Below are 25,948 nucleotides of genomic sequence, written 5' to 3'. Positions count from 1 at the left end.
GCGAACGGCGGATCGGTCGGGGCATCAAGGCAGTCACTCTTGGGTGCCCCTGAAGTAGCAACGACACAGCCCGGCAAGACATGCCTGCCGGGCTGTGGGTCAGGCGGCCCCGCGCCTTAAATTCCGAGCCTGTTTCAGGTGGGCTGGGGCAGCTGTTGTTGCGAGGTGCGTTGCTGGAACCAGAGCCAGAGGCCGATGGCAAAACCCAGCACCGAGAGACTCACCACATAGTGGGAAGGGGCCAGCATGTCGTTCTTCATCCAGAGGGTCACCGCCATCGGGGTGAGGCCACCGAAGATGGCGTAGGCCACGTTGTAGGAGAACGACAGACCGGAGAAACGCACCACCGGCGGGAAGGCGTTGACCATCACGTAAGGCACGGCACCGACAATCCCGACCGCAAAGCCCGCCAGCATGTAGAGCGGCACCAGCTGATTCGTGCCTGCCGCCAGACCGTGATAGAAGGCGTAGCTGGAGCCTGCCAGCAGCAGGGAACCGAGCATGAAGGTGATACCGCTGCCCAGCAGGTCGATCAGTCGGCCATAGACGATGCAGCCGAGGGTCAGGGCCACGATCGCCAGCGAGTTGGCGGTCAGGGCGTCAGCCGGGCTGATGCCATAGACCTTCTGCAGGTAGGTGGGGGTCATCAGGATCACCACCACGATCCCGGCGGAGAGCAGCCAGGTCAGCAGCATGGAGACCACCACGCTGCTCTTGTGATTGCGCAGCACAGTCTTGAGGGGCAGCTCGTCGGCCAGGGTCTTGTTGGCTTTCATCTCGGCGAAGACCGGGGTTTCGTGCAACCAGCGACGCAGGTACATGGCGACGATGCCGAAGATACCGCCCAGCAGGAAGGGCACCCGCCAGCCCCACTCGCTCACTTCGGCCGGGGTCAGGCTCTTGTTGACCGCAGTGGCGATGAGGGAGCCGAGCAGGATGCCGGCCGTCAATCCCGCCGTGAGCGTGCCGCAGGCGACCCCGACCCGACGGGCAGGAACGTGCTCGGCCACAAATACCCAGGCGCCCGGCACTTCACCGCCGATGGCGGCGCCTTGCAGGATGCGCAGTCCCAGCAGGGCGATGGGGGCGCCGATGCCGAGCACCGCATAGGTGGGCAGCAGACCGATCAGCAGGGTCGGCAGCGCCATCATGATGATGCTGAGGGTGAACATCCGCTTGCGACCGATGAGATCGCCAAAGTGGGCCATGATGATGCCGCCGAGCGGGCGGGCCAGATAACCGGCGGCGAAGATGCCGAAGGTCTGGAACTGGCGCAGCCACTCGGGAATGTCGGCCGGGAAGAACAGCTCGCCGATAACCACGGCGAAAAAGACGAAGATGATGAAGTCGTAAAACTCCAGCGCACCGCCGAGGGCGGCCAGACTCAGGGTCTTGTAATCCTGTCGATTGAGGGGGCGGGCGTGATCGTGTTGTTGTGCGGTTGTGCTCATATCCGTATGTTTCCCATCGGTTTTTTTAGTTATTGTCAGCCCGCGCAAGGGGCATATACAGGTGTTCGAGAGTATGCTGCCAGCCTCTTGTGTGTAAATCGCGCAATTCGCAACACTGTCTTGCATCTTTTTGGGGCAATCCGAATGCCCCGTTGGCGGAGGAATGATGGAAAAGAAACGGGTACTGCTCTCCTGGAGCAGCGGCAAGGATTGCGCCTGGGCACTGCATCAGTTGCGGCAAGATCCCGCCATCGAAGTGGTGGGGCTGTTTACCACCCTCAATCAGGCATTCGAGCGGGTGGCGATGCACGGGGTGCGCAAGCAGTTGCTGACCGAGCAGGCTGCCTGCGTCGGGCTGCCCCTCATCACCATCGATCTGCCCTGGCCCTGCAGCAACGAGGATTACGCCCGCATCATGACCGGCTTTATCGCCGATGTGGTGGCGCAGGGGATCCGCCATATGGCCTTTGGCGATCTGTTTCTTGAGGATGTGCGCGCCTACCGTGAAAAACAGCTGGCAGGCACTGGCATCGAGCCGCTGTTCCCGCTGTGGGGCAGCAATACCGGTGAACTGGCGCCGCAGATGATGGCCGCTGGCTTGAAGGCGCGGATCAGTGCCCTCGACCCGAACAAGCTGGATGCCAGTCTGGGTGGCCACGATTTTGATGAGGCGCTGCTGGCGGCGCTGCCGGAGGGGGTTGACCCGTGCGGTGAGAACGGCGAGTTTCACACCTTGGCCTATGATGGCCCCATGTTCGCCCGTCCGCTCGGCATTCGGGTCGGGGAGACAGTGCTGCGCGACGGCTTTGTCTTTACCGATCTGTTGCCAATCGAAGATTAATTATCGGGCGTCAAATGCTCCCTTTTGCTGGAGCATTCACAGATTTGAGGGGCGGGATGGGGGCACTATTGGCCCCCTCTTTTGCTTGAAGATGACAACCTGCCTTATGAAACACCTCTCTCGTCCGGCGCTGCTTGCCTCCTTGCTGGCTGCCGCCCTCGCTCTGCCTGCCGTGGCAGGTGAAGCCGCAACCGTTCAGCCGATCCCTGCCGGTGTCACCACCGTCACCCTGGCCCAGCAGGCGCCGATCCACTGGGTCTCGGTGGAACAGATTGCCAAGAGTCTGGATGGTCTGCCGCCGATGGCGGTCGGTTTTGACATCGACGATACCCTGCTCTTCTCCAGCCCCGGTTTTTATCGCGGCAAGCAGCAGTTCTCGCCCAACGACGAGAGCTATCTGAAGAACCCGGCCTTCTGGGAGAAGATGAACAACGGCTGGGATGCGTTCAGCATGCCGAAAGAGGTGGGCAAGGCGCTCATCGCCATGCATCTCAAGCGCGGTGACCACATCTATTTTGTCACCGGTCGCTCGGCTACTAAGACTGAAACCGTGAGCCAGACTCTGCAGCAGACCATGAATATTCCGGCCGACCAGCTCAATCCGGTGATCTTCGCCGGTGATCAGCCGGGCCAGAACACCAAGGTGCAGTGGCTCAAGGATAAGCAGATGAAGCTCTTCTACGGCGATGCCGACGGGGATATCAAGGCGGCGCAGGAGATCGGCATTCGCGGCATTCGGCTGCTGCGGGCTGCCAACTCCAGCTACCGGCCGCTGCCGCTGGCAGGGGCATTGGGGGAAGAGGTGATCATCAACTCCCAGTTCTGATCCACAGCGGATCCATGTAATAAGGGCGGGGCCATTGGCACCCGCCCTTCTGCGTTTAAGGAGTCATGCAAAGGCGTGGCGCCTTAGTCAGCTCACGGTATCAGTCAGCCCACGGCATCTCGGGCAGGCTGTCGAGGAACTCGCCGTAACGGGTCAGATTGAAGGGGCCCTGATCGGCCTCCATCGCCATCAGCTCGGCCCCGAGGGCGCAGGCGATATACTGTAGCGCCTCTGCTCGCGGTGTGCCCTTCATTACCAGCCGCATCAGGGTCGCCTTCACATGGGGCGGGTGACCATCGTTGAGCTGGTTCTCCACCATCTCCAGCAGCGTCTCTTCGTCAAAAAATTCCTGAGTGTCGTTCATGGGCTATCCACAACAGTAAATGTGGCGGCCAGTATAGCCCTAACCGCCTCCACTCCCTGCACAATCAGGCAATAAACTACCCGCGGTGCGTGGCGGTTAGGTACGGCAAATCAGCCCGAACAGGGTGTAGCGATCGTGCTGGTTGACGCGGCAGTAGCTGATGCCTCTGGGGAGCGCCTGCTGCAGGGTGATGGCGCTGTGCTGATAGTGACAGACCAGATAGAGCGGGCGCAGGCTACCGTCAAGCTGGCTCCAGTAGTGGGTCTCGTCGTTGTCGCCGTTATCCGGTTTGAGCTGGGCCTGATCAGCGGGATCCCCGTCGAACAGGGCGAGTTTGTCGAGCCGCAGGCTGAGGGAATCGCGCTGCTCGCCGCTGGCGTTGCGGGTAACGGCTTGCCAGCCCTGCTGCGGGGTGAGCAGTTGCTGGCTAACTTCGATGGCGGACGGGCAATCAAATTGCAGGCTGGCGGCAAGGGCCAGGGTGGTCAGTAACATGATCTCGGATCTCTCTTCATTCCATCAATCCCGTCCCCATGCTATGTCACCTGCTACTGAACAGCTTCATCATTTTGTCGAGCAGATCAAGCTGTTGTGGTGGCTGTCTCATGGACTCAGCCTCCCGCTCCAGCAACGCCTGCTGCTCCTGCTGGCGGGCGCTCAGTACCCGATAGAGGGGCTCGACCAGCGACTCGCGCTGCATCACCAGTTCCTGAAACATCCCCTGATTAATGCGATAGGTTTCCACGGTAGCAAGTGCCCGTACCGTGAAGGAGCTGGGCTCGCCAGTCAGCAGGCTCAGTTCGCCAAAGAAATCACCCGCCCCCAACGAGCCCAGTTTCAGCTCCCGTCCATCGACGTTGATCAGCATCTCCGCCTCCCCCTTGACCAGTACGAACAGCCAGCCGGAGGTCTCCCCCTGCTCCAGCATGATGTCGCCGCTGACGAAGGGGGCGAACTTCACCTGATCGGCCAGCTGGAGCAACTCGTTCTCCTGCAACATGGCAAACAGCGGCAGCTTGCGCAGGGTGTCGGTACGCTCGGCAGTGTGGCGTTTGTGGCGGGCATCCAGATGCTGCTTCTCCTTGGCCATAAAGACGTTGAAGATCGGCGGGGTGAGTCGGCGATCGTTACGGCGCAGGGCGGCATCGATGAGGCTGCGCACCATGGAGTCGGTCGGGTCGTCGCGAGCCAGATCGGTCAGCCAGTAGCGCACTGCATAGCGGGCAATGCCCCCCTCGACGTTCATCAACAGGCAGTCCGGTTGCGGATGCTTGGCGACACAGGGGAGCTTGGTCTCTCGCAGGGATTTTTCGATCAGCGCGATGATCTGGGTCGGCAGGGTATCCAGGGTCAGATCGAACCAGACCCAGCGCCGCCACTGCAAGGGTTCACCCTGACGGCGGCCCAGGACGGTGAAGCGCTGCTTGAGCAGATGGCTGTTGGGGATGACTACGGTTTCCCAGTTGCGGGTCTCGATGGTGGTGGCACGCCAGTTGATCTCCACTACCCGGCCCTGAGTGGTATCTACCTGCAGCCAGTCACCGATGGCGATGGAGTTGTCGAGCTGAATGGAGACCCCGGCCAGCAGGTTGCCCAGGGTATCCTGCATGGCGAAGGCGATGACGGCGGTGATCACCGCCGAGGTGGTGACTATCTCCCCCAGTGCCATCCCGGAGGCATAGAGACGAAACAGCCCCCAGCCGATGTAGCCGATGGTGATGACAATATCGGCGATAATCCGCGGGATCCGCACATGGCAGAGGGGGAGCAGAAACTCGAACAGCAGGATTCCCCACACCTTGACCAGTATCAGACCCGCCAGCAGGGTGGAGATCTCGATCAGCAATTGATGGGGCAACGGCAGTTTGAACCAGCCCCCTTCCAGCTGGATCAGCAGGATCATCACCGCGCTTATCATCACGAAACTGAGCTCGGAGAGCAGCTCCCGGCGCTGGCCCGGACGACGCCAGAGGTGGATCAGCATCAGTGACAGGGTGAACAGAGTCCAGAATGGGTGTTCCATGATCCAGATGATGGCAGGTAGTACCGTGAGGTTATCGCCAGACATAGCAGCCCCTTCTTGTGGTTTACCACCAGCATAGTTGCTGTAGCGAGGGGAAATGGTGCGTTGGTACAGCAATTTATTTATCCTGTGCAGAACCAGGCAAAGGAGTGCGATCTAGTGTCAATTTCAAAGAAAATCATCTGGTTGGTGGCATTGTTGCCACTTGCTGGTTGTGACCTGTTAGTGGATAAGTATCGGGTCGAGTTCAGGGATGGATCCTGGCGCGAGATAGCCATCACCCCCTTCTCCAGCGATGCGCGCTGGCGCGAGGGGTGTGCCACCGGCGAAGTGCTGAGCGATATGAAAGTGCCGATCAAACGCGGTGACAAGGTCAATGGCCGGGAGCAGTTGCTGATCGGCGGTGAGAAGTTCGAGCTGGATGACAACAACCTCTACCGCAGCAACGGCATGGTGTTCGGTCAGTCCCCGGATCATATCCAGCGTGGGCTCAAGGGAATGGATATATGCCGAACTATGCGCCCCGAGCGGGGTGGCTTGCCCAAGCTCAAGGCGCGCGGTTTCGGCGACTGACCTGCTCCGGCTTAACCTTTGCCTGTCAGCCTACAGCGCTGGCGGCAGGCATCGCCAAAGGCTTGAAAGATCTTGATGGAGTGGGGGTTTTCATTGGCTTTCCACTCCGGATGCCACTGCACTGCCAGCAGAAAGGGGGAGAGTGCGGGGGCATGCAGTGCCTCGATCAGCCCATCTTCGGCGTGGGCCAGCGGCTCCAGCCCGCTACCCAGTCGATCAATCCCCTGTCCATGCAGGGAGTTCACCGCAATCCGCTCAGCCCCCATCAGCTCGGCAAACCAGCTGCCCGGCAGCAGCTCAATCTGATGGCTCGGCCCATACTGCTCGTCGACCGGATCGTCGGCATCCTCCCGGTGATCGTCATAGCCCGGCTCGTTGTAGACCTTCTGATGAATATCGCCACCCAGTGCCACGTTGATCTCTTGCATGCCACGACAAATTCCGAGGATCGGCAACCCCTGCGCAATCGCGGCATTGATCAGTGACAAATCAAACAGGTCGCGATCCCGATCTTGCTGTTTTTCCGGGGTGAGGTTCTCTTGCCCATAGAGGCCCGGGTCTATGTTGGAACCGGCACCGCTCAGATAGACACCATCGGCCAGATCCAGATATTGCTGCAGATCGGCGGTGCTGCAGCAGGTGGGCACCAGCAACGGGACGCAGTCACTGATCTCCACCAGCGGCATGATGTATTTGTGGGTCATCACCTGATAGGCGTGGCCGTTGCGGGGTTGGGCCCCCATGGTCATCAGCACCACAGGCTTACGGTTGGATGGGGGGAGGGGATTTGGCATAGGGCACCTTGATTATCCTTGGCGTTGAAGTCTCATCCTGCGCCTTGGGCAGGCCCTTGCATACGCAGTGGGCAAGGGCATGCCTCAAGGCATGGTCATGGGATCCCGGGTCGGGCAGGGTGCAGAATCGTCGGCCAGCCTGGGCAGCGACAGCCTGGATCCTCTGTTCAGTCTGCCAAGGCCGTTCAATATGTCAAACAAAATGATGCTAAATTGTTAACGGATTTGTCTTGATCTGCTCTGAAACAGCGATTTAACGGGGTGGAGTAGATGGGTATTCATGGCTGGGTCGCCAGAATGGTGGATATATTAAACGCGCAGGGGCTGCGGGGGATGGGGAAAGGCAAAGGCGTCAATAGAAGCACGCCTCCGCAAGGGGAGGCGTGTTTCGGGGATCACAGCAGGTCTTCGATCTCGCCGCGTAGATATTGGTATATCTCGCGATAAGCGATCGGCGGCGTGTTGAGGGTCCGCTCTTTGTTAGCTGTGCGGATCAGTTGGCGCAGCTTCTGGCGATCCAGCTCGTGGAACTGTGACAGCAGTTCGTTGAGGGCGCTGTCACCTTCGGTGATCAGGCGCTCCCGCCACTGCTCCAGACGATGCAGACGTGCATTCACGGTAGAGTGACGGTTTCTGAAGATCGACAGGGCTTCGACGATCGGCTCGATATCACGGCTGCGCATCAGGCGGCCGATAAACTGCAAGTGGCGGCGGAATGACTCGTCTTTGTTCGGCTTGAGCTTGCGGCCCAGCTCGACTGCATCGGCAAGCTCTTCATCCAAAGGAATTTTTTCCAATTCACTGTGGCTTAAGGAGACAATCTCTGCACCCAGTTTTTGCAACGCTTCTGCATCGCGCTTGAGCTGGCTCTTGCTGGGGCCCCAGTCTTCTAACTCGTTGTCGTCTTGATATTGACTCATCGGTCTCTTGATTCCTGTCTTTCACGTTTGGTGGATATGTTACCAGCTTCTCCCGCTGGGCGCAGGGGTCTGATATGCTTAGTCCCCTTTCCTTCCTTCATACAGATGTGAGTTATGGATCAGCAAGACCAAATCCGCCAGGATCAAGCCCATCTCGAGGCCGTGGTTGCCGAAGCCCTGGAGATAGCCAAAGGACTGGGCGCCTCGCTGGCCGAAGTCTCCATCAGCAAGCAGACCGGGTTGTCGGTGAATACCCGGGGTTGTGAACTGGAAAGCATTGAATTCAATAAGGATGGGGCACTCGGCATCGCGGTTTACCGCAATGGCTGCAAGGGGTCATCATCGACCACCGACCTGGGCAAACCGGCGATCCGCGCCGCTGTCGAAGCCGCCATCGAGATCGCCCGCCATACTTCTGCTGACGATTGCGCCGGGCTGGCGCCCGCCGAGCTGCTAGCCTGGGATGCCCCTGACTTGCAACTGTGTCACCAGATTGAGCTGGATCCCCAGCGGGGGATCGAGTTGGCCATCGAGTGTGAGCGGCTGGCACTGGGCCGCGATGCCCGCATCAAGCACTCCGACGGTGCCGGTTTCTCCAGCCATCTCGGCATCAAGGTGTATGGCAACAGCCATGGCTTTGTGAAGGGCTATGCTGCCTCGCGCAACTCCCTGAGTTGCGTGCTGATCGGCGAGCAGGATGGTGAGATGCAGCGGGATTACGGTTACTCATCCAGTCGCGATCTGGCCGGGCTGTGGAGCCCGCAGCGCATCGCCGATGAGGCGGTCGAGCGTACCGTCTCCCGCCTTGGTGCCCGCAAGATCTCCACCCGCCATGCGCCTGTGCTGTTCCACCCTGACACTGCCTCTGGCCTGTGGGGCCATCTGGTGATGGCGATCAGTGGCGGTAATCTCTATCGCAAGTCGAGCTTCCTGTTGGACAAGCTGGGCAAGCAGGTCCTGCCCGAGTGGCTCACTATTCAGGAATTCCCCCATCTACTGGGCGGGTTGGCCAGTAGCCCGTTCGATGGTGAAGGGGTGCGCACCCGTGATATGGATATCATCCGTAACGGCGAGCTGATGAGCTGGCTGCTTACCTCCTACTCTGCTCGCAAGCTGGGGTTGACCACCACCGGTCATGCCGGTGGCATTCACAACTGGCAGGTTTCCAACTCCGGCCAGGACTTTCAGGGCATGCTGAAAGAGATGGGCACCGGCCTGCTGGTGACCGAGCTGATGGGGCAGGGGGTCAATATCGTCAACGGTGACTACTCCCGCGGCGCCGCCGGTTTCTGGGTCGAGAATGGTGAAATAGCCTATCCGGTCGAGGAGATCACCATAGCTGGCAATCTGGCGGAGATGTTCAGCCATATCGTGGCGGTGGGCTGTGACGAGGACGAGCGTTCCAGCCTCAAGACCGGTTCGGTTCTGGTTGAGAACATGAAGCTGGCGGGTCATTGATCCGGTAGTTATCCTGCCTGACGGGATGAAATGAGAAAGGCCCCCTCGCCAACGCGAGGGGGCCTTTTTGTCAGCTGGCGATCAGTGATCTGCTGGCAAGCGAAGGGCTATCAGCCCTTGATGCGCTCGATGCGGCCACCCAGACCCTGCAGCTTCTGCTCGATGTCTTCGTAGCCACGGTCGATGTGATAGATACGATCGACGATGGTAGTGCCTTCGGCTACAAAACCGGCCAGCACCAGACTGGCGGAGGCGCGCAGATCGGTCGCCATCACCTGAGCACCTTTGAGTTGCTCGGTGTCGCGGCAGATGGCTACATTGCCCTGCAGTTCGATGTCAGCGCCCATCCGCACCAGCTCGGGCACGTGCATGAAGCGGTTCTCGAAGATGTTCTCGGTGACCATGGCGGTGCCCTTGGCGACTGCGTTCAGCACGGTGAACTGTGCTTGCATGTCGGTCGGGAAGGCCGGGTAGGGGGCGGTCTTGATGGTGACCGGCTTGAGGGTGCGGCCCGTCATGTCGAGGGTGATCCAGTCAGCCCCTTTCTCGATCAAGGCGCCTGCCTCTTCCAGCTTGACCAGTACCGCTTCCAGCAGAGTCGGGTCGGTGTTGCGGCAGGTGACCTTGCCACCGGTAACCGCTGCGCCCACCAGGAAGGTACCGGTTTCGATGCGGTCAGGCTGCACGCTGTAGTCGCCACCGTGCAGGCGCTCGACGCCATCGATGGTCAGGGTGTCAGTGCCTGCACCCTGGATCTTGGCGCCCAGGGTGGTGAGGAAGTTGGCCAGATCGACCACTTCCGGCTCACGGGCGGCGTTTTCGATCACGGTGCGGCCTTCTGCCAGGGTGGCGGCCATCATCAGGTTCTCGGTACCGGTGACCGAAACCATATCCATCAGGATATGGGCGCCTTTGAGGCGGCCATCGACACGGGCCTTGATGTAGCCATCTTCGATGGTGATCTTGGCACCCATCAGCTCCAGACCGTGGACGTGCAGGTTGACCGGACGGGCACCGATGGCGCAACCGCCGGGCAGGGAGACGTCAGCAGCCCCGAAACGGGCGGCCAGCGGGCCCAGCGCCAGAATGGAGGCACGCATGGTCTTCACCAGCTCATAGGGGGCGACGTGGTTGTTCACCGCACCGGTCAGCACGGTGACGTTGCCGTTGACCTTGGTGGTTGCGCCCAGCATCTCCAGCAGCTTGATGGTGGTGCCCACATCTTTCAGGCGTGGCACGTTGGAGAGGTGCACCTCTTCATCACACAGCAGGGTGGCGAACAGGATCGGCAGGGCGGCGTTTTTGGCGCCAGAGATGGTCACTTCGCCGTTGAGAGTACAACGACCATCGATTTTGAATTTGTCCATTTTTACTTCGTTACCAAATCAGGAGGGCAATAGGAATTTACGTTCGCGTTTCCACTCGGCGTCGGTGAACGCCTTGATGGAGAGGGCGTGAATGGCGTTACTGGCGATCTTGTCCATCAGCGGGGCATAGATGGCCTGCTGTTTCTTGACCCGGCTCATGCCGTCAAACATGTCACCGACGGCGATCACTTGGTAGTGACTACCGTCCCCTTTGACATGGACTTCGGACAATGGCAGAGCCTCGAGGAGTATCGCTTCAATTTCAGAGACTTGCATTATGCGTCCTCAGTTGTGAGCGGGGTTGACTGAAACAGCCCGGCCACCCCGTAGAGGGTGGCCAGGGTATAAAAATCACTGGAGGCGCCCACCAGTTGCGGTGTGGCGCCTCGCGCTAATACGGCTTTGGCCCATTTGACCAGCAGCGCCAGCCCGGCGGAGTCGAGGGTGGTGACGCCACCGAGTTCGAGCCGGTCATTCTGCCACCACTGGGCGCGGGATTGCCACAGCTCATTGACCTGTGGCGCCTGCAGCTCACCGCTCAGGATCATGGCTTGATCACTAGCGGTTTGGCGTTGTGCTCGCGCAACTGGGCGATCACCGCATCGATGCCGTTCTGGCGAATGAGGCCGCCCAGCTCGCTCTGTTTGGCAGAGAGCAGGCTGATCCCCTCGGCGACCATGTCGAAGGCTTTCCACTCGCCGGTTTTATTGTTCTTGCGCAGCTTGAACTCGAGGAAGATGTCCGGCTTGCCGGGCTCTTTTACGCTGACGCTGACGGCGGTGATGTTGCTGTCACCGGCCGCTTTGCCCGGCTCGACCTTGACGGTCTGCTTGTCAAAGTGGGCCAGCGCGTCGGCGTAGGAGCTCACCATGTATTCGGTAAAGACCTCGACAAAGGCATTGCGCTGCGCCTCGGTGGTCTCTTTAATCTGGTTGCCGAGCACCTTGTAGGCGGCAAAGCGGTTATCCACGTAGGGCAACAGCTCTTCACGGATGATCACCCGCAGGTGATCCGGATTGCTTTTTACCTGGGCCTGATCGGCTTTCAGGCGGGCAAAGGTCTGCTTGGCAGCCTGATCAACCAGTGCGTTGGGGTCCGTTGCATCGACCGCGGCCTGGGCCGACAGGGAAAACAGCATGCTGGTCATCAGACCCAGCAGCAGGGCGATTTTCTTGAACATGGTTACTCCTTGTTGCTGTCAGGTTTGCTGTCGGAGGATTGGCTGTAGAGGAATTTGCCAATCAGATCTTCCAGCACGATGGCGGATTTGGTGTCTTCAATCAGATCACCATTTTTGAGCATACCGGTTCCCATCTCCTCATCGCTGAAGCCGGGCGCCAGACCAATGTACTGCTCGCCCAGCAGACCCGAGGTCAGGATGGAGAGCGAGCTGGTATCGGAAAACTCGCCAGCACTCTTTTGCATCAGCAAGGTGACTTCGGGCACCTGGGTTTTCGGGTCCAGCGCAATATCGCTAACCCGACCCACCACCACACCGCCGACCTTGATCGGCGAGCGGACTTTCAGGCCGCCGATATTATCGAAATGCGCGCGCAGGGTATAGGTTTCTCCTTCCGGTTTGAAGCTCAAACCGGCCACTTGCAGTGCCAACGCCAGAATGGCGCCGAGGCCAGCCAGCATGAAGGTGCCAACCAGGAATTCTACTTTGCTGAACTTCATCGTTACCTTATCCAAACATGACTGCGGTGAGTATAAAATCCAGGCCGAGTACGGCGAGGGAGGAGTGGACCACGGTACGGGTCGTGGCCTGACTGATCCCGGCCGAGGTCGGCTTGGCATCATAGCCGTTAAAGAGCGCAATCCAGGTGATCACCAGGGCGAAAATCAGGCTCTTGATGGCCCCCTGCATGATGTCATCCTGCCAGTCGACGGAGGCCTGCATGGCGGACCAGAAGCTCCCTTCATCAACCCCCAGCAAATCCACCCCAACCAGTTTGCCGCCAAAGATACCGATCAGGCTAAACATAAAGGCCAATAGTGGCATGCTGATGACCCCGGCCCAGAAGCGCGGTGCGACGACGCGGCGCAGCGGATCGACCGCCATCATCTCGAGGCTGGAGAGTTGTTCGGTGGCCTTCATCAGACCGATCTCGGCGGTCAGGGCAGACCCGGCGCGACCGGCAAATAACAGGCCGGTCACCACAGGCCCCAGTTCCCGCAGCAGGGAGAGGGAGACCAGCGGCCCGAGGCTCTGCTCGGCGCCGAAATCCTTCAATACGTTGTAACCCTGCAGCGAGAGCACCATGCCGATAAACAGGCCGGAGACCAGAATGATGGCCACCGACTGCACGCCCACTACGTAAAGCTGTTGCACCAGCAAGGGAAAGTGCTTGCGTGGTTCGGGTTTGCCCGCCAGAGCATGAAACAGCATGATGGAGGCGCGGCCGACGGAGCTGATAACACGCACCCCGACCCGACCCAGCTTGCTTATTTGACTTATCAACATCAGAGATCCTGTAGCAGATCGCCTGCCGGAAAATGAAACGGAACAGGACCGTCGGGCAACCCTTTGAGGAACTGCTCGACTTCGGGATTGTGCTCCTCGCGCAATTGAGCCGGTGTGCCGTGTGCCACCACCTTGCGATTGGCAATGATGTAGGCATAGTCCGCGATGCTGAGCACCTCTTTCACATCGTGGGTAACGATGACGGAGGTGATGCCAAGGGCATCGTTCAGCTCCTTGATTAGCTTGACCAGCACCGCCATGGTGATGGGGTCCTGCCCGACGAAGGGCTCGTCATACATGATGAGATCGGGGTCAAGGGCGATGGCTCGGGCCAGTGCCGCCCGACGCGCCATGCCGCCGGAGAGCTCGGACGGCATCAATTGTGCCGCGCCGCGCAAGCCTACCGCTTGCAGCTTCATCATGACGATGGTGTGGATCAGCTCCTCCGGCAGGCCGGAGTGCTCCCGCAGCGGGAAGGCCACATTGTCGTAGACCGTCATGCCGGTAAACAGGGCACCACTCTGGAACAGCATGCTCATCCGTTTGCGCACCTCGTAGAGACGGCTGCGGGAGAGGGTGGGGATATCTTCCCCATCGAACAGGATGTGACCGGACTCAGGTTTGATTTGGCCACCGATTAAGCGCAGCAAGGTGGTTTTGCCGATACCGCTCGGGCCCATGACGGCGGTGACCTTGCCACGGGGAATGGTCAGGCTGATCCCGTCGTACAGCAGCCGATTGCCGTGGCTGAAACTCAGGTCGGAGATGGTGATCAGATCATTGTTCAAACAATTGTCCATCCAGTGTAAATAAGGTGCGAATTTTATGGGGTAGTCTAGGTGTAAGCAACAGCAAGGAACAACTATTGAACAGGTTGCCCGCCTATTTGCACGACAGTTTTCTGTAACAAAGTGCGTCATTCATCGTGGGGTTCACCATCCGATTCGCTTATCCGGGCAGACTTTTTTATAATCCCGCAGCTAATTTCGGCCCGGAGCTGTGTCTTTATGTCTGTAAAGCCTGAGAAAGTGTCTGAACTGTTCGATTTTCGTCGCAGTGCCCGCGCGGTGCTGGACATTGAAAAACAAGCGATAGATGGACTCTATCAGTACCTGAACGATACCTTCGACAGGGCCTGCGAGATGGTGTTGCGCTGTGGCGGCAAGATAGTGGTCACCGGCATGGGCAAGTCGGGCCATATTGGCAGCAAGATTGCCGCGACCCTCGCCAGCACCGGCACGCCAGCCTTCTTCCTCCATCCGGGGGAAGCGAGTCACGGTGACCTGGGGATGGTATCCAGTGGCGATCTCATCATCGCCATCTCCAACTCCGGCGAGAGCGACGAGATCCTGGCCCTGCTGCCGGTGCTCAAACGCCGCGGCATTCCGCTCATCTGCATGACCGGCAATCCGGCCTCCACCATGGCCAAAGAGGCCAACGTGCACCTGTGCATCAAGGTGGATAAAGAGGCCTGCCCCTTGGGGCTGGCGCCCACCTCCAGTACCACGGCAACCCTGGTGATGGGCGATGCACTGGCGGTGGCCCTGCTGGAAGCGCGCGGCTTTACTGCCGATGATTTTGCCCTTTCTCACCCGGGTGGATCGCTCGGCAAGCGCTTGCTGCTGCGGGTCGGTGACTTGATGCATCGTGGTGAGCTGTTGCCCCGGGTTGGCATCGATGCCACCATCAGCGAGGCGCTGCTGGAAGTGAGCCGCAAAGGTCTGGGGATGACGGCGATCATCAATGTCGATGGCGTGCTGGCGGGGCTGTTTACCGATGGTGACCTGCGCCGTATTCTCGACCAGCAGATCGATATCCATCACACCCCCATCAGCCGTGTGATGACCACCAACTGTGTTACCGTAGGGCCAGAGATGATGGCGGCTGAAGCTGTCAAACTGATGGAAACCCGCAAGATTAACGGATTGCTGGTGGTGGATGAGGAGAAGCGCCCGCTCGGCGCCTTCAACATGCACGACCTGCTGAAAGCCGGAGTAATTTGATGCAAAACGTACCGACCCTCTATGGTCCGGTGACGCGCAGCCAGTACGACAAGGCGGCGCAAATCCGCCTGCTGGTGTGCGATGTGGATGGGGTGCTCTCCAACGGCCTCATCTATATGGGAAACAACGGCGAAGAGCTGAAAACCTTCTGCACCCGCGATGGTGCGGGCATGCGGGCGTTGCTTAATGCCGGGATCGAGATCGCGATCATCACCGGGCGCAACTCTCGCATTGTCAGCGATCGGATGAAAAGCCTGGGTGTGGCTCACGTGGTGCAGGGGGCTGACAAGAAACTGCCCCACTTCGAGGCGCTGCTGGCCAAGCTGGGACTGACCCCGGAGCAGGCCGCCTATATGGGCGATGACACCATAGACCTGCCGGTGATGGCCGCCTGTGGCCTTGGCATCGCGGTGGCGGATGCTCATCCGCTGGTGCTGAGCCGTGCCGATATGGTGACTCGTCTTGGCGGTGGCATGGGGGCGGTGCGCGAGGTGTGCGACCTGATCCTGCAGGCGCAGTGCCATGACGATTATCAGCCCGAGGCGTCGGTATGAGCAGACAGACCCTGTTGTTTGCCTTGTTGCTGCTGGTGGCGCTGGTCGCCTGGCAGTTGGGCAAGGTGGAGCTGGTGCCGGAGAGCGCCGTCAAAATCGAAAACTATCAGCCGGATTTTGTCGCCAGGAATCTGGTGACCACCCGTTTTGATGTGAATGGTAAACGTACCGAGCGATTGGAGTCTGACTACGCCGAGTATTACCAGCTGCTCGAGCAGGCGACCTTCGACCAGCCGGTGGTCTATATGTATGACGAGCAGGGGAGTGCCGAGTGGAAGATCACTGCCGAAACCGGCGTGCTCAACACCGGTGACAACGTGATCCTGCGGGATAAGGTGCATCTGGATGGGCTACTGCCAACTAGCTTCATCTCCACGCTCGATACGCCCTACCTGGAGCTGGATCTGGTGACGCAGGATGTGCGCAGCAACCGGGAAGTAAATATTCTGGGTCGGGATTTCCAGACCCAAGGGGTTGGCCTCAAGGGCCATCTGGACCGCAAATATTTTGAGTTACTGGATCAAGGTCATGCCATCTATTTCAATGAAAAACGCTAATCTGGCCCTCGCAGCCCTGCTGTTGTGTGGTGCTGTGACCGCCAAAGAGTCCGATTTTGCCGAGAAGGTCTATGTCGATGCCGTCAAGCAGGTGGCCGAGATGCAGGATAATCGCATCACCTTTGAACAGAATGTCATCATCACTCAGGGCACCATCAAGATCCATGCCGACAAGGTGGTGGTGACCCGTTCCGGTGAGAAAGGGGCCGAGGTGATGACTGCCTACGGCAAGCCAGCGACCTTCTTCCAGATCATGGATAACGGCAAGCCGGTCAATGCTCATGGCAATAGCATTCGTTACGAGCTGAAAAACCGGCTGGTCACCATTACCGGCAACGGTCAGCTCAAGCAGGAAGATAGTCTGGTCACTGGCGACCTGATCCGTTATGACATCGACAAACAGAAGATGACTGCCGAGAGCAAGAACCCGACCCAGCGAGTCAGGACCGAGTTCTTGCCGGATCAGGTAGAAAACTTCGACAAACCCGCCGACCAGAAGAAGCAGGGAAAATAAGCCATGGCAGTGTTAAAAGCAGTTGGGCTGCAAAAAAGCTACAAACGTCGCATGGTGGTCAGCGACGTTAGCCTGGAAGTGGGCACTGGCCAGATTGTCGGCCTGCTGGGCCCCAACGGGGCGGGCAAGACCACCTCCTTCTACATGATCGTGGGGCTGGTGCAGCGGGATGCTGGCCTCATCACTATCGACGATCAGGACATCAGCCTGCAGCCGATGCATGTGCGGGCTCGCAATGGCATCGGCTACCTGCCGCAGGAGGCCTCTATTTTCCGCCGGCTGTCGGTATTCGACAACCTGATGGGGGTGATGCAGACCCGCAAAGGGCTGAGCCGCGAAGAGCGGGAAGACAAGGTTCAGCAACTGCTGGAAGAGTTCAACATCACCCACATTCGCGATAACCTGGGTCAAAGCCTCTCCGGCGGTGAGCGCCGTCGGGTCGAGATTGCCCGCGCACTGGCGGCCGAGCCGCGTTTTATTCTGCTGGATGAACCCTTTGCCGGGGTCGACCCGATTTCTGTGATAGACATCAAGAAGATCATTCAGCATCTGAAAGATAGAGGCCTTGGCGTCTTGATTACCGACCACAACGTCAGAGAGACTCTGGACGTATGTGAAAAGGCCTATATCGTCAGCCACGGCAAGATGATTGCCGAAGGTGCACCGGCAGATATCCTTGCCGATGAACAGGTCAAGCGCGTCTATTTGGGCGATCAATTCAGTCTATAGTAAGGGGGCATGCCTTCATTCTCTTTGACGAATGCCTCGCTGAACATAAGGATATCCCGACGTAGATGAAGCCGACATTACAGTTGCGTCTCGGTCAGTCCCTGACCATGACGCCGCAATTACAACAAGCGATTCGTCTGCTCCAGCTCTCCACTTTGGAACTTCAGCAGGAAATTCAGCAAGCGCTCGAGAATAACCCCCTGCTGGAGCAGGAAGAGAGTGAAGTACAAGAGACCAGTCCGGAAGAGCCTGTTGATGCCAGCCAGCTGGATTCCAGCGATGCCATGGCGCAGGAGCAGATGCCGGACGAGCTGCCGGTAGATACCACTTGGGATGAAGTCTACTCTGCCGGGACCGCCCAGAGCGCTGGCCCTATCCACGATGGGGAAGATAGCGTTTATCAGGGGGAGACCACCGAAAACCTGCAGGATTATCTGTTGTGGCAAATGCGGCTGACCCCGTTCAGCGATGTGGATGCCGCCATCGCCCTCGCTATCATCGATGCTATCGACGAGTCTGGCTATTTGACCGTTGAGCTGGAGGATATCCTGCAAGCGGTCAGTAGCGATGCGTTGGAGGTCGAGCTTGATGAGGTCGAAGCTGTGCTCAAGCGGGTGCAGCATTTCGATCCGGTCGGCATCGCTGCCCGTTCGGTGCAGGAGTGTTTGTTGATCCAGCTGGGGCAGTATGACCCGCAGACACCCTGGCTCAATGAGGCCAAGGAGGTGATCCTCGAACATATGGATCTGCTCGGTAATCGTGACTACCGAACTCTGGCGCGCAAGACCAAACTCAAAGAGAGCGATCTCAAGTCGGTGCTGGATCTGATCCAGCTGCTGGAGCCGCGCCCCGGCAATGGCATCATCCAGAGTGACTCCCAGTACGTGATCCCCGATGTCTCTGTGGTCAAGAAGGGTAGCAAGTGGGTCGTTGAGCTCAATCCTGATTCTTCCCCGCGTATCCGGGTCAACGAGACTTATGCTGCCATGGCCCGCAATGCGCGCAGTGGCACGGATACCCAATTTATTCGCTCCCATCTGCAGGAAGCCAAATGGTTCATCAAGAGCCTCGAGAGTCGCAATGATACCCTGCTGAAAGTAGCCTGTTGTATTGTCGAGCAACAACAGGGCTTTTTCGAGTATGGTGAAGAGGCGATGAAGCCGATGGTGCTCAACGACATCGCCGAAGCGGTGGAGATGCATGAATCGACCATTTCCCGGGTGACAACCCAGAAATACATGCATACCCCAAGGGGCATATTTGAACTGAAGTTTTTTTTCTCCAGCCATGTGAACACCGAAGGAGGAGGAGAGTGCTCATCGACCGCAATTCGCGCGCTCATCAAGAAGCTGGTCACGGCAGAGAATCCTGCCAAGCCGTTAAGTGATAGCAAGATCGCGGATTTGCTGGCCGAACAGGGTATTATGGTGGCGAGACGCACGATCGCTAAGTATCGCGAATCCTTGTTTATCGCACCTTCCAATCAGCGTAAACGCCTGGTTTAGGCAAAACAAAAGGATGATGTTATGCAAATTAACCTGACCGGACACCATGTCGAGATCACCGAAGCTCTGCGTGAATACGTGAGTAACAAATTTGCCAAACTCGAGCGTCATTTTGACCACATTAATAATGTCCATGTGGTGCTTAGTGTGGAAAAACTGAACCAGATAGCGGAAGCTAAATTGCATGTCAGTGGCGGCGAAGTGTTTGCTACCTCTGAGCATGCTGATATGTATGCTGCGATAGACACCTTGCTCGACAAGCTGGACAGGCAGATCATCAAGCACAAAGATAAGTTAAATAAAAAATAACTATGCAACTTGAACATATATTGAGTCGGGACTGCACCAAAAGTGCAGTCCCTTGTACCAGCAAGAAACGCGCCCTCGAAATCATCAGCGAGTTGGCCGCCGAACGCCTTGGCACCTCCCGTCAGGCGCTGTTCGAATGCTTGCTGGCCCGCGAAAAAATGGGCAGTACCGGTATCGGTGCCGGTATTGCGATTCCCCACGGTCGTATTGATGATGCGTTCCCGCCAACCGCGATTCTGATGACCTTTGCTGATCCCATCCCTTTTGATGCCATCGACAACCAACCGGTAGACCTGTTGTTTGCGTTGCTGGTACCGGAAAGCGAGTGCAAGCAGCATCTCAAGACCCTTTCCCTGATGGCCTCCAAGCTGGGTGACAAGGCGGTCTGTCGCCAATTGCGTCAGGCAACCAGCGATGAAGAGCTCTATCAGATCATGACCTCGGCCTGATACTCAGGCTTGGAATGAACCACCTGTTTTGGCGTGAGGGAACAAGATGCAGTTAATCGTGGTAAGTGGGCGTTCGGGCTCCGGTAAAACGGTAGCCCTGCGTGTGCTGGAAGATCTGGGTTACTACTGTGTGGATAACCTGCCGGTTAACTTGCTGCCCCAGCTGATTGTCTCGGTCGAAAGCCAGTATGACAAGCTGGCGGTCAGCATCGACGTGCGCAACCTGCCGAGCGATCCGGATAAGCTGGAAAACCTGTTGGCCCAGGTGCGCAATGAAGGACGAGTCACGTTCTCCAGCTTCTTCTTTGATGCCGACAACGGCACCTTGCTCAAGCGTTATGGCGAGAGCCGCCGCTTGCACCCCCTGTCGCGTAACAAGCTATCGCTGGATGAGGCGATTCGTGAAGAGACCAATTTGCTGGCGCCCATCTCCTCGACAGCGGATCTGCGGATCGACACCACCACCCTCAGCATTCATGACCTGAGCGAACTCATCAAAACCCGGGTGCTCGGCAAGAAAGAGAACGAGCTGGTGCTGGTATTCGAGTCGTTCGGTTTCAAGTACGGCATTCCCAAGGACGCGGATTTCGTGTTCGATGCCCGTTTCTTGCCCAATCCGCATTGGGTCCCCGAGCTCAAGCCGTTTACCGGCAAGGATGAACCGGTCGCCAACTACCTCTCTGCACAGGCCGACGTGATGCTGTTCACCCAGCAGATCGAGCATATGCTGGTGACCTGGTTGCCCCATCTGGAGCGTAACAATCGCAGCTATGTGACGGTTGGCATCGGTTGTACCGGTGGTCAGCACCGCTCGGTCTTTATCGCAGAACGGCTGGCTAGCGCCTTCCGTTTGCTCGGCAAGAACGTGCAGATCCGGCACCGAACTCTCGACAAGAGTGCCCCCCAATCCTGATGGACCAATAGGACGACCCGATGACTGTTTCCGCCTCGGTTGAAGTGAAAAACAAGCTGGGCATTCACGCCAGACCAGCCATGATGCTGTTCGAGCTGGTGCAGGGTTTCGATGCCCACGTCCTGCTGCGCAATGAAGATGGTGTGGAGGCCGATGCTGACAGCATCATCGGCCTGCTGATGCTGGATTCTGCCCAAGGGCGGCAGGTGGAGGTACAGGTCGAGGGCCCCGAAGAGGAGGAAGCCCTGGCTGCTGTGGTGGAGTTGTTTACCTCCGGCTTTAACGAGGAGTAATCCCTTCCCGTTCCGAATTATGAGCCAGTACGAGCCAGCGCTTTGAAGCTGGCAAAGTCCCGAAAAGCCAGCAGATTTTTGCTGGCTTTTTCGTTCATCAGTGCCAGAAACAGGTCGTAGAGACCCATGGCTTCTTCGTAGTCGGCCTTGCTGATTGCCAGTACGAAAATAAGCGTCGCGATTTCACCATTGTCCCAGTCGATACCCTGCGGCGCCAGCACGGTGTAAACCAGAGTACGGCGTGCCAGCAGACCGAGGGAATGGGGCAGCGCGATACCCTCTCCCAGCATGGTGGAGACGATACTCTCCCGCTCCTGCAGTGAAGCGCGGAAATCTTGCTCGACCAGCCCTTCATGTTCCAGCTGATCGCAAACCCTGGCAAAAAGCTGGCGTTGGCTGAGTGGTTCATTCACCACCATGAAGTGGTCGGCATCAAAATATTTGTCGAGCATATAGGGGCGGGTACGGTCGATCAGCACCAGTTTGCCGAGTTGCTCCAGTTGGTATTGGGTCGGGAAGGGATCGACCTGTACCACGGGGGCACTCTTCTCATTTACCTTGATGGTGCTGATGACAAAGTCTTGCTCGATCTGCGCCAATCCCTCGTAATCCCGTACCGACTCCAGCATGGTCAGTTGCAGCTGGGGGTACTCCCGCCTGATGCGAGCCTCCAGTACCCGGAACGTGGCGTTGCCTGCATCGCACAGCAAAAGCGCCTGTGGGCGGCGGGTATAACCGATGTCGTAGTGGCGCTCCAGACCGACCCCGATATGGATCACCAGATAGCCGATCTCGTGGTGGGTCAGCCGGTAAGGGGTCTGCTTTATCCACGCCGAAATGGCGGCCAGTGTGATGTCATAGGCGAGGGGATAGTACTGCTTGATGTGATCAGCCAGCGGGTTGTGGTTGCCAATCTGGTATTTGACCCGCAGCAGCATGGCGCTGATATGGCTCTGCAAATCGGCCCGCAGTTGCTGGTCGCCACGCAGGTCATACGGGTAGTGTTGATGGATGTAGCAGAGCAGATGCTCGACCAGTTGTGCGCTCTCCGCCGCCATGGCCGGGCTCAGACTCGGACTGTCGGCAATCAGACGTGCCTGGATCTGGATGGCGAGGCCAGCGATCTCGTCATCTGTTGGCGGCGTCAGGGTTGGCAGTTCCGCATAAATATCGCGGGCCACCGCCAGCAGCTGTGTGGTCAGATCTTCGCTGGCGAAGTGGTGCAGATCGTGACCCGAAGCTTGCCGCAGCAGGGCGACGGCACAGTAGATCGTGAGTTGCTGCAGGCTCTCATCGGCGAGGCGTAACTGATGGCGAGCGAGCTGGGCGTGGATGTGATTGCCCACCACCTCCATCGTCTTGCTGGGACAGAGGTTGGGCAGCAGGCTCTGCAATTGGGTGTTGTGCAGCAACTCCTGATAAAGCAGCTGGGTCAGACAGGCACGGATTGCGGTTTCATCTCCATGAATGCGCATCCCCAGCCGGGGTTTGCTCTCGACCCCGAGTCTGAAGTGGCCAAGTTGCTCGCGTACCTCCGCCATGTCCCCTTGCAGCGCCGTCCGGCTCAGATACCAGGTATCGGCTAAATCATCGAGTTTGATCCCCTGCTCCGCCGTCAGCAACAGGATCTGCAGATGCAGCACGCGCTCGCGACTGGTGCGGGGCAGTGCGCTCTCCTGCTCTTGTGCGGCCAGCAACCCATCAAACAGTCCCTGATTGTAGATCTTCAACTGGTAGCCGCTGCCGCGCTGATGGATCAGGTGGGCACCGTGGGTGGCAATCAGCTCGTTTAGGGTCGCTACATCGGTGCGCACCGTGCGGGTGGAGACATTGAGACGACGTGCCAGCTCCTCCTGGGGCAGTGGTTCGGCATGGAGTTGGGTCAGCAGTTGATGGAGTCTGGGGTGGGGCAGCTTGATCATGAGGGGGATGGGACTCCTGTCGCGAGATAAAGGCTCAATGTTAACCACGGGACTATCAACAAACCAGCCACTGACAGATCGATCAGTCAGTGGCTGGCGGCATATCAGCTTTTCCCTACTTAGTCAGACAACAGCTGCTTTACCATATCCAGCAGGGTACGCACATCCTCGGTGCGGGTCTGGCCGCTTTTGCTGTCTATAATGGAGCTGTAGACGTGGGGGATCACCTTCTCAACCCCGGCGTCCAGCGCGATCCGCACGATCTCCTCGAAGTTCTCCAGATCGATACCGCCAGTGGGCTCCAGCCAGAAACCGTGGCGGGCACAAGCCTCGGCCACCGCCTGATACTCGTCGCGGCAGGCCAGCCCGCCCATGGGGAAGAACTTGACCGAGCTGCCGCCCATGTCCTTGAGCAGGGCGATGGCGGTATCGATGGGGACAATGCCGTCCGGCTGCAGGGCACTGAGGGGGCCGGTGGAGATCTTCACCATGCCCGGCGTGCCGGTGGGGGAGATCAGCCCATTCACCAGCGTGTGTGGCTGGCCGAGCAACGCCCGGCTGGCGCCGACTCCAGTGAACACCTGATTGACGTGCTGGGGCTGCAGCTGGCGAGCCAGCTCGGCCACCATGGCGGACTGGCGCGGATCGCCGGCTCCCAGCCCGATGGAGAGCGCATTGTCGATAAGGGCCGCGTACTCCTTCATATCGGCGACCGCAGCGGGGATGTCCGGGTAGTTTTTGGAGAGCACGCCGACCAGCACATGGCCTTCAGCTGCGTCGTACACAGCGACGGCATTCTCTTTGGAACTTGCCAGTACGTTGAGGCAGACACGATCACGGTAGTAGTTGGGAGTAAGGGACATCAGCGATTCTCCTGAACGAGGTTGGCAATGGCAGAATGGATCTGGTCGAGCTGGGGCACGGTGACGCTGCGTACGTCGATCTCGATGTGCCCCTCGTTGGCCTTGTAGCCACGGCAGTAGATGGCGGGATTGCCCTGCTGCAGGCGGGTGACGAGCTGCACCGTGGTCATGCCGATCTGCTGATGGTCAAACGCGATATCGGTGCGGGCAATGTCACGCCCTGCACTGTCCCACACCACCTTGGCGGTGACGCCGGGCAGCTGGTTGAGGCGTTCGATGAAGGGGCTCATCTTGGCGACCATGGCGGCACCACTCTCCTTCTCTTTAGCCAGATAGCGCTCGATGGCGTGGGTCAGGCCGAGGATCCCCTCTTTGCCTACCTTCATGGCACGACCGATGCCATTGGCCTGCTGTTTGACCCACTCCACATACTGGCGCTTGCCGAGTACCAGCCCGCTGGTGGGCCCTTCGATGGCCTTGGCACCGCTGTAGATGACCAGATCCGCCCCCTGGTTGTAATAGAGCCGCAGATCCTCCTCGGCTGCCGCATCGACGAGCAGCGGCAGGTTGTGCGCCCGGGCCACCTCGGCGGCCTCGGCCACCGACAGAATGCTCTTCTGCACACAGTGGTGGGACTTGATGTAGAGGATGGCGGCGGTATTGGTATTGATGGCTGCGGCCAGTTGGGCCGGGGAGCACTCGTTGGCATAACCCGCTTCCACCACCTTGCCGCCACCCAGATTGACCATGGTGCCGACCGGGGCGCCGAAGTTGACGTTATGCCCCTTGGGCAGCACGATTTCACTCGGCACGTCATGGGGGTGGGCATGCAACTGCTCGAGGCGGTAGTGATCGCCGCGCACTATCATGGCTGCGACCGACTGGGCAATACCGGCGCTGGCGCAGGAGACCACCACCGCATCCTCCACATCCAGCAAGCCCGCCAGATAGGCGCCGGTCTTGTTGACCAGATCCTTGACCTCGAAGTAGTGGCCGAGGCCGAAGTTGACCGCATCGACCACCTCCTGCTCAGGGGTGGAGACGCCGAGAATGGTCATGCGCCCGGAGGCGTTGATCACCGGTTTGAGCTGATATTTCTCATAAACAGAAGGCATGGTGTGATTTCCCATTGTGAGTCAGAACCAGTTCGCCCCCCACCAGGGCGGCGAGAGGCTGCAGTTGTTGGTCACCGCTGCGGGACTGGGCTTCGGTATCCATAAACAGGGTCGGGCCGCTGGCGACCTCGAACAGGGTCAGATCGGCATCGGCGCCCACCTCGAGTCGCCCCTTGCCGGTCAGCCGCAATGCATCGGCCGCCTGATGGGTGACGCAGGCCAGCACCTGCTCCAGCGTCATACCGATGGTGAGAAACTTCGACATCACGTGGGCCAGGCTGTAGACCGGCCCCTTGATGCGGTTCTTGCAGTAGATATCCGAGCTGATGGTGTGGGGCAGGATCCCCTGAGCAATGGCCAGCTCCGCCACTTCAAAGCTGAAGCTGGCGCCGCCGTGGCCAATGTCGAGCAACAGGCCCCGTTGCATCGCCTCGCGCACCGCGACCCGCAGCTCGCCAGCCGGTGTCAGGATGCGGTTCGGTTTGCCGTTGAAGCAGTGGGTCAGCAGGTCGCCATCCCCCAGCAGGGTCACAATCTCGTCCAGCTCCGGCGGCGTGTTACCCACGTGTACCATCAGCGGCAGCTGGCCGTGGGCCTGTTGCAGCGCCTTGGCCATGCGCAGCGGTTGCAGGCCGTTTTCGCCGACCACACTACCGCTCATGCGCGCCTTGATGCCGACGATAAATTCGGGGTGGCGGCGAATGGCTGCCGAGGCGAGATCCATATCCAGGTCCCGACTATCGGCCAGCTCATTCTGGCGCAGCAGGCCGATTCGGGAGAGGTTGAGCAGGGCGTGCACCCGGGTCTTGCAACCAGCGGCGATCCGCTGGAAGTCGTCCACGTCATCCGCCCCTGTACTGCCCGCGTCGATGACGGTGGTGACGCCGGATTCCACGCCGACCTTGTCCGGTTCATCGTGATAGATGGGGGAGGCGGGGTAGCAGTGGGTGTGGCCGTCAATCCAGCCTGCGCTCACATGAATACGACCGGCGAGCTCAAGGGTCTCTCTGGCAACCGCCTCAGCAGGCAGGTGACCAATGGCCGCCAGTTTGCCCTCCTTGATGGCGATATCGATGAGCTGGCCATCTCCCTGGCGCCCGGCTCTGATAATCATGTCGTACATGGTGATGACCTCTAG

The 25,948-nt window shown here is 58.9% G+C and carries 31 protein-coding genes; 14 read left to right on the top strand and 17 right to left on the bottom strand.

The annotated features are described in order from the left end of the window. Positions 1–134: 134 nt before the first annotated feature. Positions 135–1,451: an MFS transporter gene (locus CF137_RS12780; RefSeq protein ID WP_139719425.1), complete on the bottom strand. Its 1,317-nt coding sequence runs from the start codon at positions 1,449–1,451 to the stop codon at positions 135–137. A 166-nt stretch (positions 1,452–1,617) separates the two neighbouring features. Between CF137_RS12780 and CF137_RS12775 the strand changes: the two genes are divergently transcribed. Beyond that, positions 1,618–2,292 carry a Dph6-related ATP pyrophosphatase gene (locus CF137_RS12775; RefSeq protein ID WP_139719518.1) on the top strand — a complete coding sequence of 225 codons (675 nt, stop codon included), beginning with the start codon at positions 1,618–1,620 and terminating at the stop codon, positions 2,290–2,292. A gap of 106 nt (positions 2,293–2,398) precedes the next feature. Next, a complete protein-coding gene (gene aphA, locus CF137_RS12770) occupies positions 2,399–3,118 on the top strand; it encodes an acid phosphatase AphA (protein WP_162515928.1) in 720 nt (239 codons plus the stop codon). A gap of 100 nt (positions 3,119–3,218) precedes the next feature. Here aphA and CF137_RS12765 read toward each other — a convergent pair whose 3' ends face one another. The 3 genes from CF137_RS12765 to CF137_RS12755 form a co-directional block, all read right to left on the bottom strand. After that, positions 3,219–3,482 (bottom strand): hypothetical protein, encoded by a 264-nt coding sequence (locus CF137_RS12765; protein WP_042024501.1) that lies wholly within the window; start codon positions 3,480–3,482, stop codon positions 3,219–3,221. A gap of 96 nt (positions 3,483–3,578) precedes the next feature. Continuing rightward, a complete protein-coding gene (locus CF137_RS12760) occupies positions 3,579–3,977 on the bottom strand; it encodes an STY0301 family protein (protein ID WP_139719423.1) in 399 nt (132 codons plus the stop codon). Between the two features lie 46 nt (positions 3,978–4,023). Beyond that, positions 4,024–5,550 carry a mechanosensitive ion channel family protein gene (locus tag CF137_RS12755; RefSeq protein ID WP_139719421.1) on the bottom strand — a complete coding sequence of 509 codons (1,527 nt, stop codon included), beginning with the start codon at positions 5,548–5,550 and terminating at the stop codon, positions 4,024–4,026. A gap of 114 nt (positions 5,551–5,664) precedes the next feature. Between CF137_RS12755 and CF137_RS12750 the strand changes: the two genes are divergently transcribed. Continuing rightward, positions 5,665–6,078: a hypothetical protein gene (locus CF137_RS12750; protein ID WP_139719419.1), complete on the top strand. Its 414-nt coding sequence runs from the start codon at positions 5,665–5,667 to the stop codon at positions 6,076–6,078. Between the two features lie 11 nt (positions 6,079–6,089). Here the strand turns inward: CF137_RS12750 and CF137_RS12745 are convergent, their stop codons facing one another. Together CF137_RS12745 and yjgA are read right to left on the bottom strand one after the other, a co-directional pair. Beyond that, positions 6,090–6,872 carry a gamma-glutamyl-gamma-aminobutyrate hydrolase family protein gene (locus CF137_RS12745; RefSeq protein ID WP_139719417.1) on the bottom strand — a complete coding sequence of 261 codons (783 nt, stop codon included), beginning with the start codon at positions 6,870–6,872 and terminating at the stop codon, positions 6,090–6,092. 395 nt (positions 6,873–7,267) lie between these two features. Next, positions 7,268–7,792, bottom strand: a complete 525-nt coding sequence (gene yjgA / locus CF137_RS12740) for a ribosome biogenesis factor YjgA (RefSeq protein ID WP_101320752.1) — start codon at positions 7,790–7,792, stop codon at positions 7,268–7,270. Positions 7,793–7,906: 114 nt separating this feature from the next. On the opposite strand from yjgA, the gene pmbA reads away from it, so the two are divergent. Then, complete coding sequence (pmbA, locus tag CF137_RS12735; RefSeq protein ID WP_139719415.1) at positions 7,907–9,250, top strand: metalloprotease PmbA; 1,344 nt, start codon at positions 7,907–7,909, stop codon at positions 9,248–9,250. 110 nt (positions 9,251–9,360) lie between these two features. Here the strand turns inward: pmbA and murA are convergent, their stop codons facing one another. The 7 genes from murA to mlaF are packed head-to-tail and all read right to left on the bottom strand — an operon-like array spanning position 9,361 to position 13,884. Further along, positions 9,361–10,617, bottom strand: a complete 1,257-nt coding sequence (murA, locus tag CF137_RS12730; protein WP_042024513.1) for a UDP-N-acetylglucosamine 1-carboxyvinyltransferase — start codon at positions 10,615–10,617, stop codon at positions 9,361–9,363. Between the two features lie 18 nt (positions 10,618–10,635). Then, the gene (ibaG, locus tag CF137_RS12725) at positions 10,636–10,893 is read right to left on the bottom strand and encodes a BolA family iron metabolism protein IbaG (protein ID WP_005306001.1); all 258 of its coding nucleotides are present in this window, start codon (positions 10,891–10,893) and stop codon (positions 10,636–10,638) included. Next, positions 10,893–11,165: an STAS domain-containing protein gene (locus CF137_RS12720; protein WP_101320746.1), complete on the bottom strand. Its 273-nt coding sequence runs from the start codon at positions 11,163–11,165 to the stop codon at positions 10,893–10,895. Before CF137_RS12720 ends, ibaG begins: the two co-directional genes overlap by 1 nt. Continuing rightward, positions 11,162–11,797, bottom strand: a complete 636-nt coding sequence (gene mlaC, locus CF137_RS12715; protein ID WP_139691136.1) for a phospholipid-binding protein MlaC — start codon at positions 11,795–11,797, stop codon at positions 11,162–11,164. Before mlaC ends, CF137_RS12720 begins: the two co-directional genes overlap by 4 nt. 2 nt (positions 11,798–11,799) lie before the next feature. Beyond that, entirely contained in the window at positions 11,800–12,297 is a 498-nt protein-coding gene (mlaD, locus tag CF137_RS12710; RefSeq protein WP_101346083.1) for an outer membrane lipid asymmetry maintenance protein MlaD, read from the bottom strand. Between the two features lie 7 nt (positions 12,298–12,304). Beyond that, positions 12,305–13,084: a lipid asymmetry maintenance ABC transporter permease subunit MlaE gene (mlaE, locus tag CF137_RS12705; protein ID WP_068978662.1), complete on the bottom strand. Its 780-nt coding sequence runs from the start codon at positions 13,082–13,084 to the stop codon at positions 12,305–12,307. Further along, positions 13,084–13,884, bottom strand: coding sequence for a phospholipid ABC transporter ATP-binding protein MlaF (mlaF, locus tag CF137_RS12700; protein WP_042024519.1), 801 nt, complete (start codon positions 13,882–13,884; stop codon positions 13,084–13,086). Before mlaF ends, mlaE begins: the two co-directional genes overlap by 1 nt. Before the next feature lie 207 nt (positions 13,885–14,091). On the opposite strand from mlaF, the gene CF137_RS12695 reads away from it, so the two are divergent. From CF137_RS12695 to npr, 10 genes are all read left to right on the top strand, one after another. Then, positions 14,092–15,087, top strand: coding sequence for a KpsF/GutQ family sugar-phosphate isomerase (locus CF137_RS12695; RefSeq protein ID WP_042024520.1), 996 nt, complete (start codon positions 14,092–14,094; stop codon positions 15,085–15,087). Further along, a complete protein-coding gene (kdsC, locus tag CF137_RS12690; protein WP_139719413.1) occupies positions 15,087–15,641 on the top strand; it encodes a 3-deoxy-manno-octulosonate-8-phosphatase KdsC in 555 nt (184 codons plus the stop codon). Before CF137_RS12695 ends, kdsC begins: the two co-directional genes overlap by 1 nt. Next, positions 15,638–16,198, top strand: a complete 561-nt coding sequence (gene lptC, locus CF137_RS12685; protein WP_098971859.1) for an LPS export ABC transporter periplasmic protein LptC — start codon at positions 15,638–15,640, stop codon at positions 16,196–16,198. Before kdsC ends, lptC begins: the two co-directional genes overlap by 4 nt. Beyond that, positions 16,185–16,712, top strand: a complete 528-nt coding sequence (lptA, locus tag CF137_RS12680; RefSeq protein ID WP_042024523.1) for a lipopolysaccharide transport periplasmic protein LptA — start codon at positions 16,185–16,187, stop codon at positions 16,710–16,712. Before lptC ends, lptA begins: the two co-directional genes overlap by 14 nt. A 3-nt stretch (positions 16,713–16,715) precedes the next feature. Beyond that, positions 16,716–17,441: an LPS export ABC transporter ATP-binding protein gene (gene lptB / locus CF137_RS12675; RefSeq protein ID WP_005336333.1), complete on the top strand. Its 726-nt coding sequence runs from the start codon at positions 16,716–16,718 to the stop codon at positions 17,439–17,441. A gap of 65 nt (positions 17,442–17,506) precedes the next feature. Then, entirely contained in the window at positions 17,507–18,946 is a 1,440-nt protein-coding gene (locus CF137_RS12670) for an RNA polymerase factor sigma-54 (protein ID WP_042024524.1), read from the top strand. A 21-nt stretch (positions 18,947–18,967) separates the two neighbouring features. Next, entirely contained in the window at positions 18,968–19,255 is a 288-nt protein-coding gene (gene hpf / locus CF137_RS12665) for a ribosome hibernation promoting factor (protein WP_042024526.1), read from the top strand. A gap of 2 nt (positions 19,256–19,257) precedes the next feature. Then, positions 19,258–19,704, top strand: a complete 447-nt coding sequence (gene ptsN, locus CF137_RS12660) for a PTS IIA-like nitrogen regulatory protein PtsN (RefSeq protein ID WP_042024527.1) — start codon at positions 19,258–19,260, stop codon at positions 19,702–19,704. A gap of 46 nt (positions 19,705–19,750) precedes the next feature. Then, positions 19,751–20,617, top strand: coding sequence for an RNase adapter RapZ (gene rapZ / locus CF137_RS12655; RefSeq protein WP_101320736.1), 867 nt, complete (start codon positions 19,751–19,753; stop codon positions 20,615–20,617). Between the two features lie 20 nt (positions 20,618–20,637). Beyond that, a complete protein-coding gene (npr, locus tag CF137_RS12650; RefSeq protein WP_042024530.1) occupies positions 20,638–20,910 on the top strand; it encodes a PTS phosphocarrier protein NPr in 273 nt (90 codons plus the stop codon). Between the two features lie 17 nt (positions 20,911–20,927). Here the strand turns inward: npr and CF137_RS12645 are convergent, their stop codons facing one another. The 4 genes from CF137_RS12645 to CF137_RS12630 form a co-directional block, all read right to left on the bottom strand. Next, complete coding sequence (locus tag CF137_RS12645; RefSeq protein WP_139719410.1) at positions 20,928–22,832, bottom strand: BglG family transcription antiterminator; 1,905 nt, start codon at positions 22,830–22,832, stop codon at positions 20,928–20,930. Positions 22,833–22,951: 119 nt separating this feature from the next. Further along, a complete protein-coding gene (gene dagF / locus CF137_RS12640; protein ID WP_139719408.1) occupies positions 22,952–23,695 on the bottom strand; it encodes a 2-dehydro-3-deoxy-phosphogluconate aldolase in 744 nt (247 codons plus the stop codon). Beyond that, positions 23,695–24,810, bottom strand: a complete 1,116-nt coding sequence (locus tag CF137_RS12635) for a DgaE family pyridoxal phosphate-dependent ammonia lyase (protein WP_139719405.1) — start codon at positions 24,808–24,810, stop codon at positions 23,695–23,697. Before CF137_RS12635 ends, dagF begins: the two co-directional genes overlap by 1 nt. Beyond that, on the bottom strand, positions 24,794–25,933 hold the full coding sequence (locus CF137_RS12630; protein ID WP_139719403.1) for an amidohydrolase/deacetylase family metallohydrolase: 1,140 nt from the start codon (positions 25,931–25,933) through the stop codon (positions 24,794–24,796). Before CF137_RS12630 ends, CF137_RS12635 begins: the two co-directional genes overlap by 17 nt. Positions 25,934–25,948 lie beyond the last annotated feature (15 nt).

This window comes from Aeromonas sobria, from assembly GCF_006243315.1.
Lineage (GTDB): Bacteria > Pseudomonadota > Gammaproteobacteria > Enterobacterales > Aeromonadaceae > Aeromonas > Aeromonas sobria_A.
Note: the sequence above shows the minus strand (reverse complement) of the source record. Positions and strands in the feature narration are given on the sequence as shown.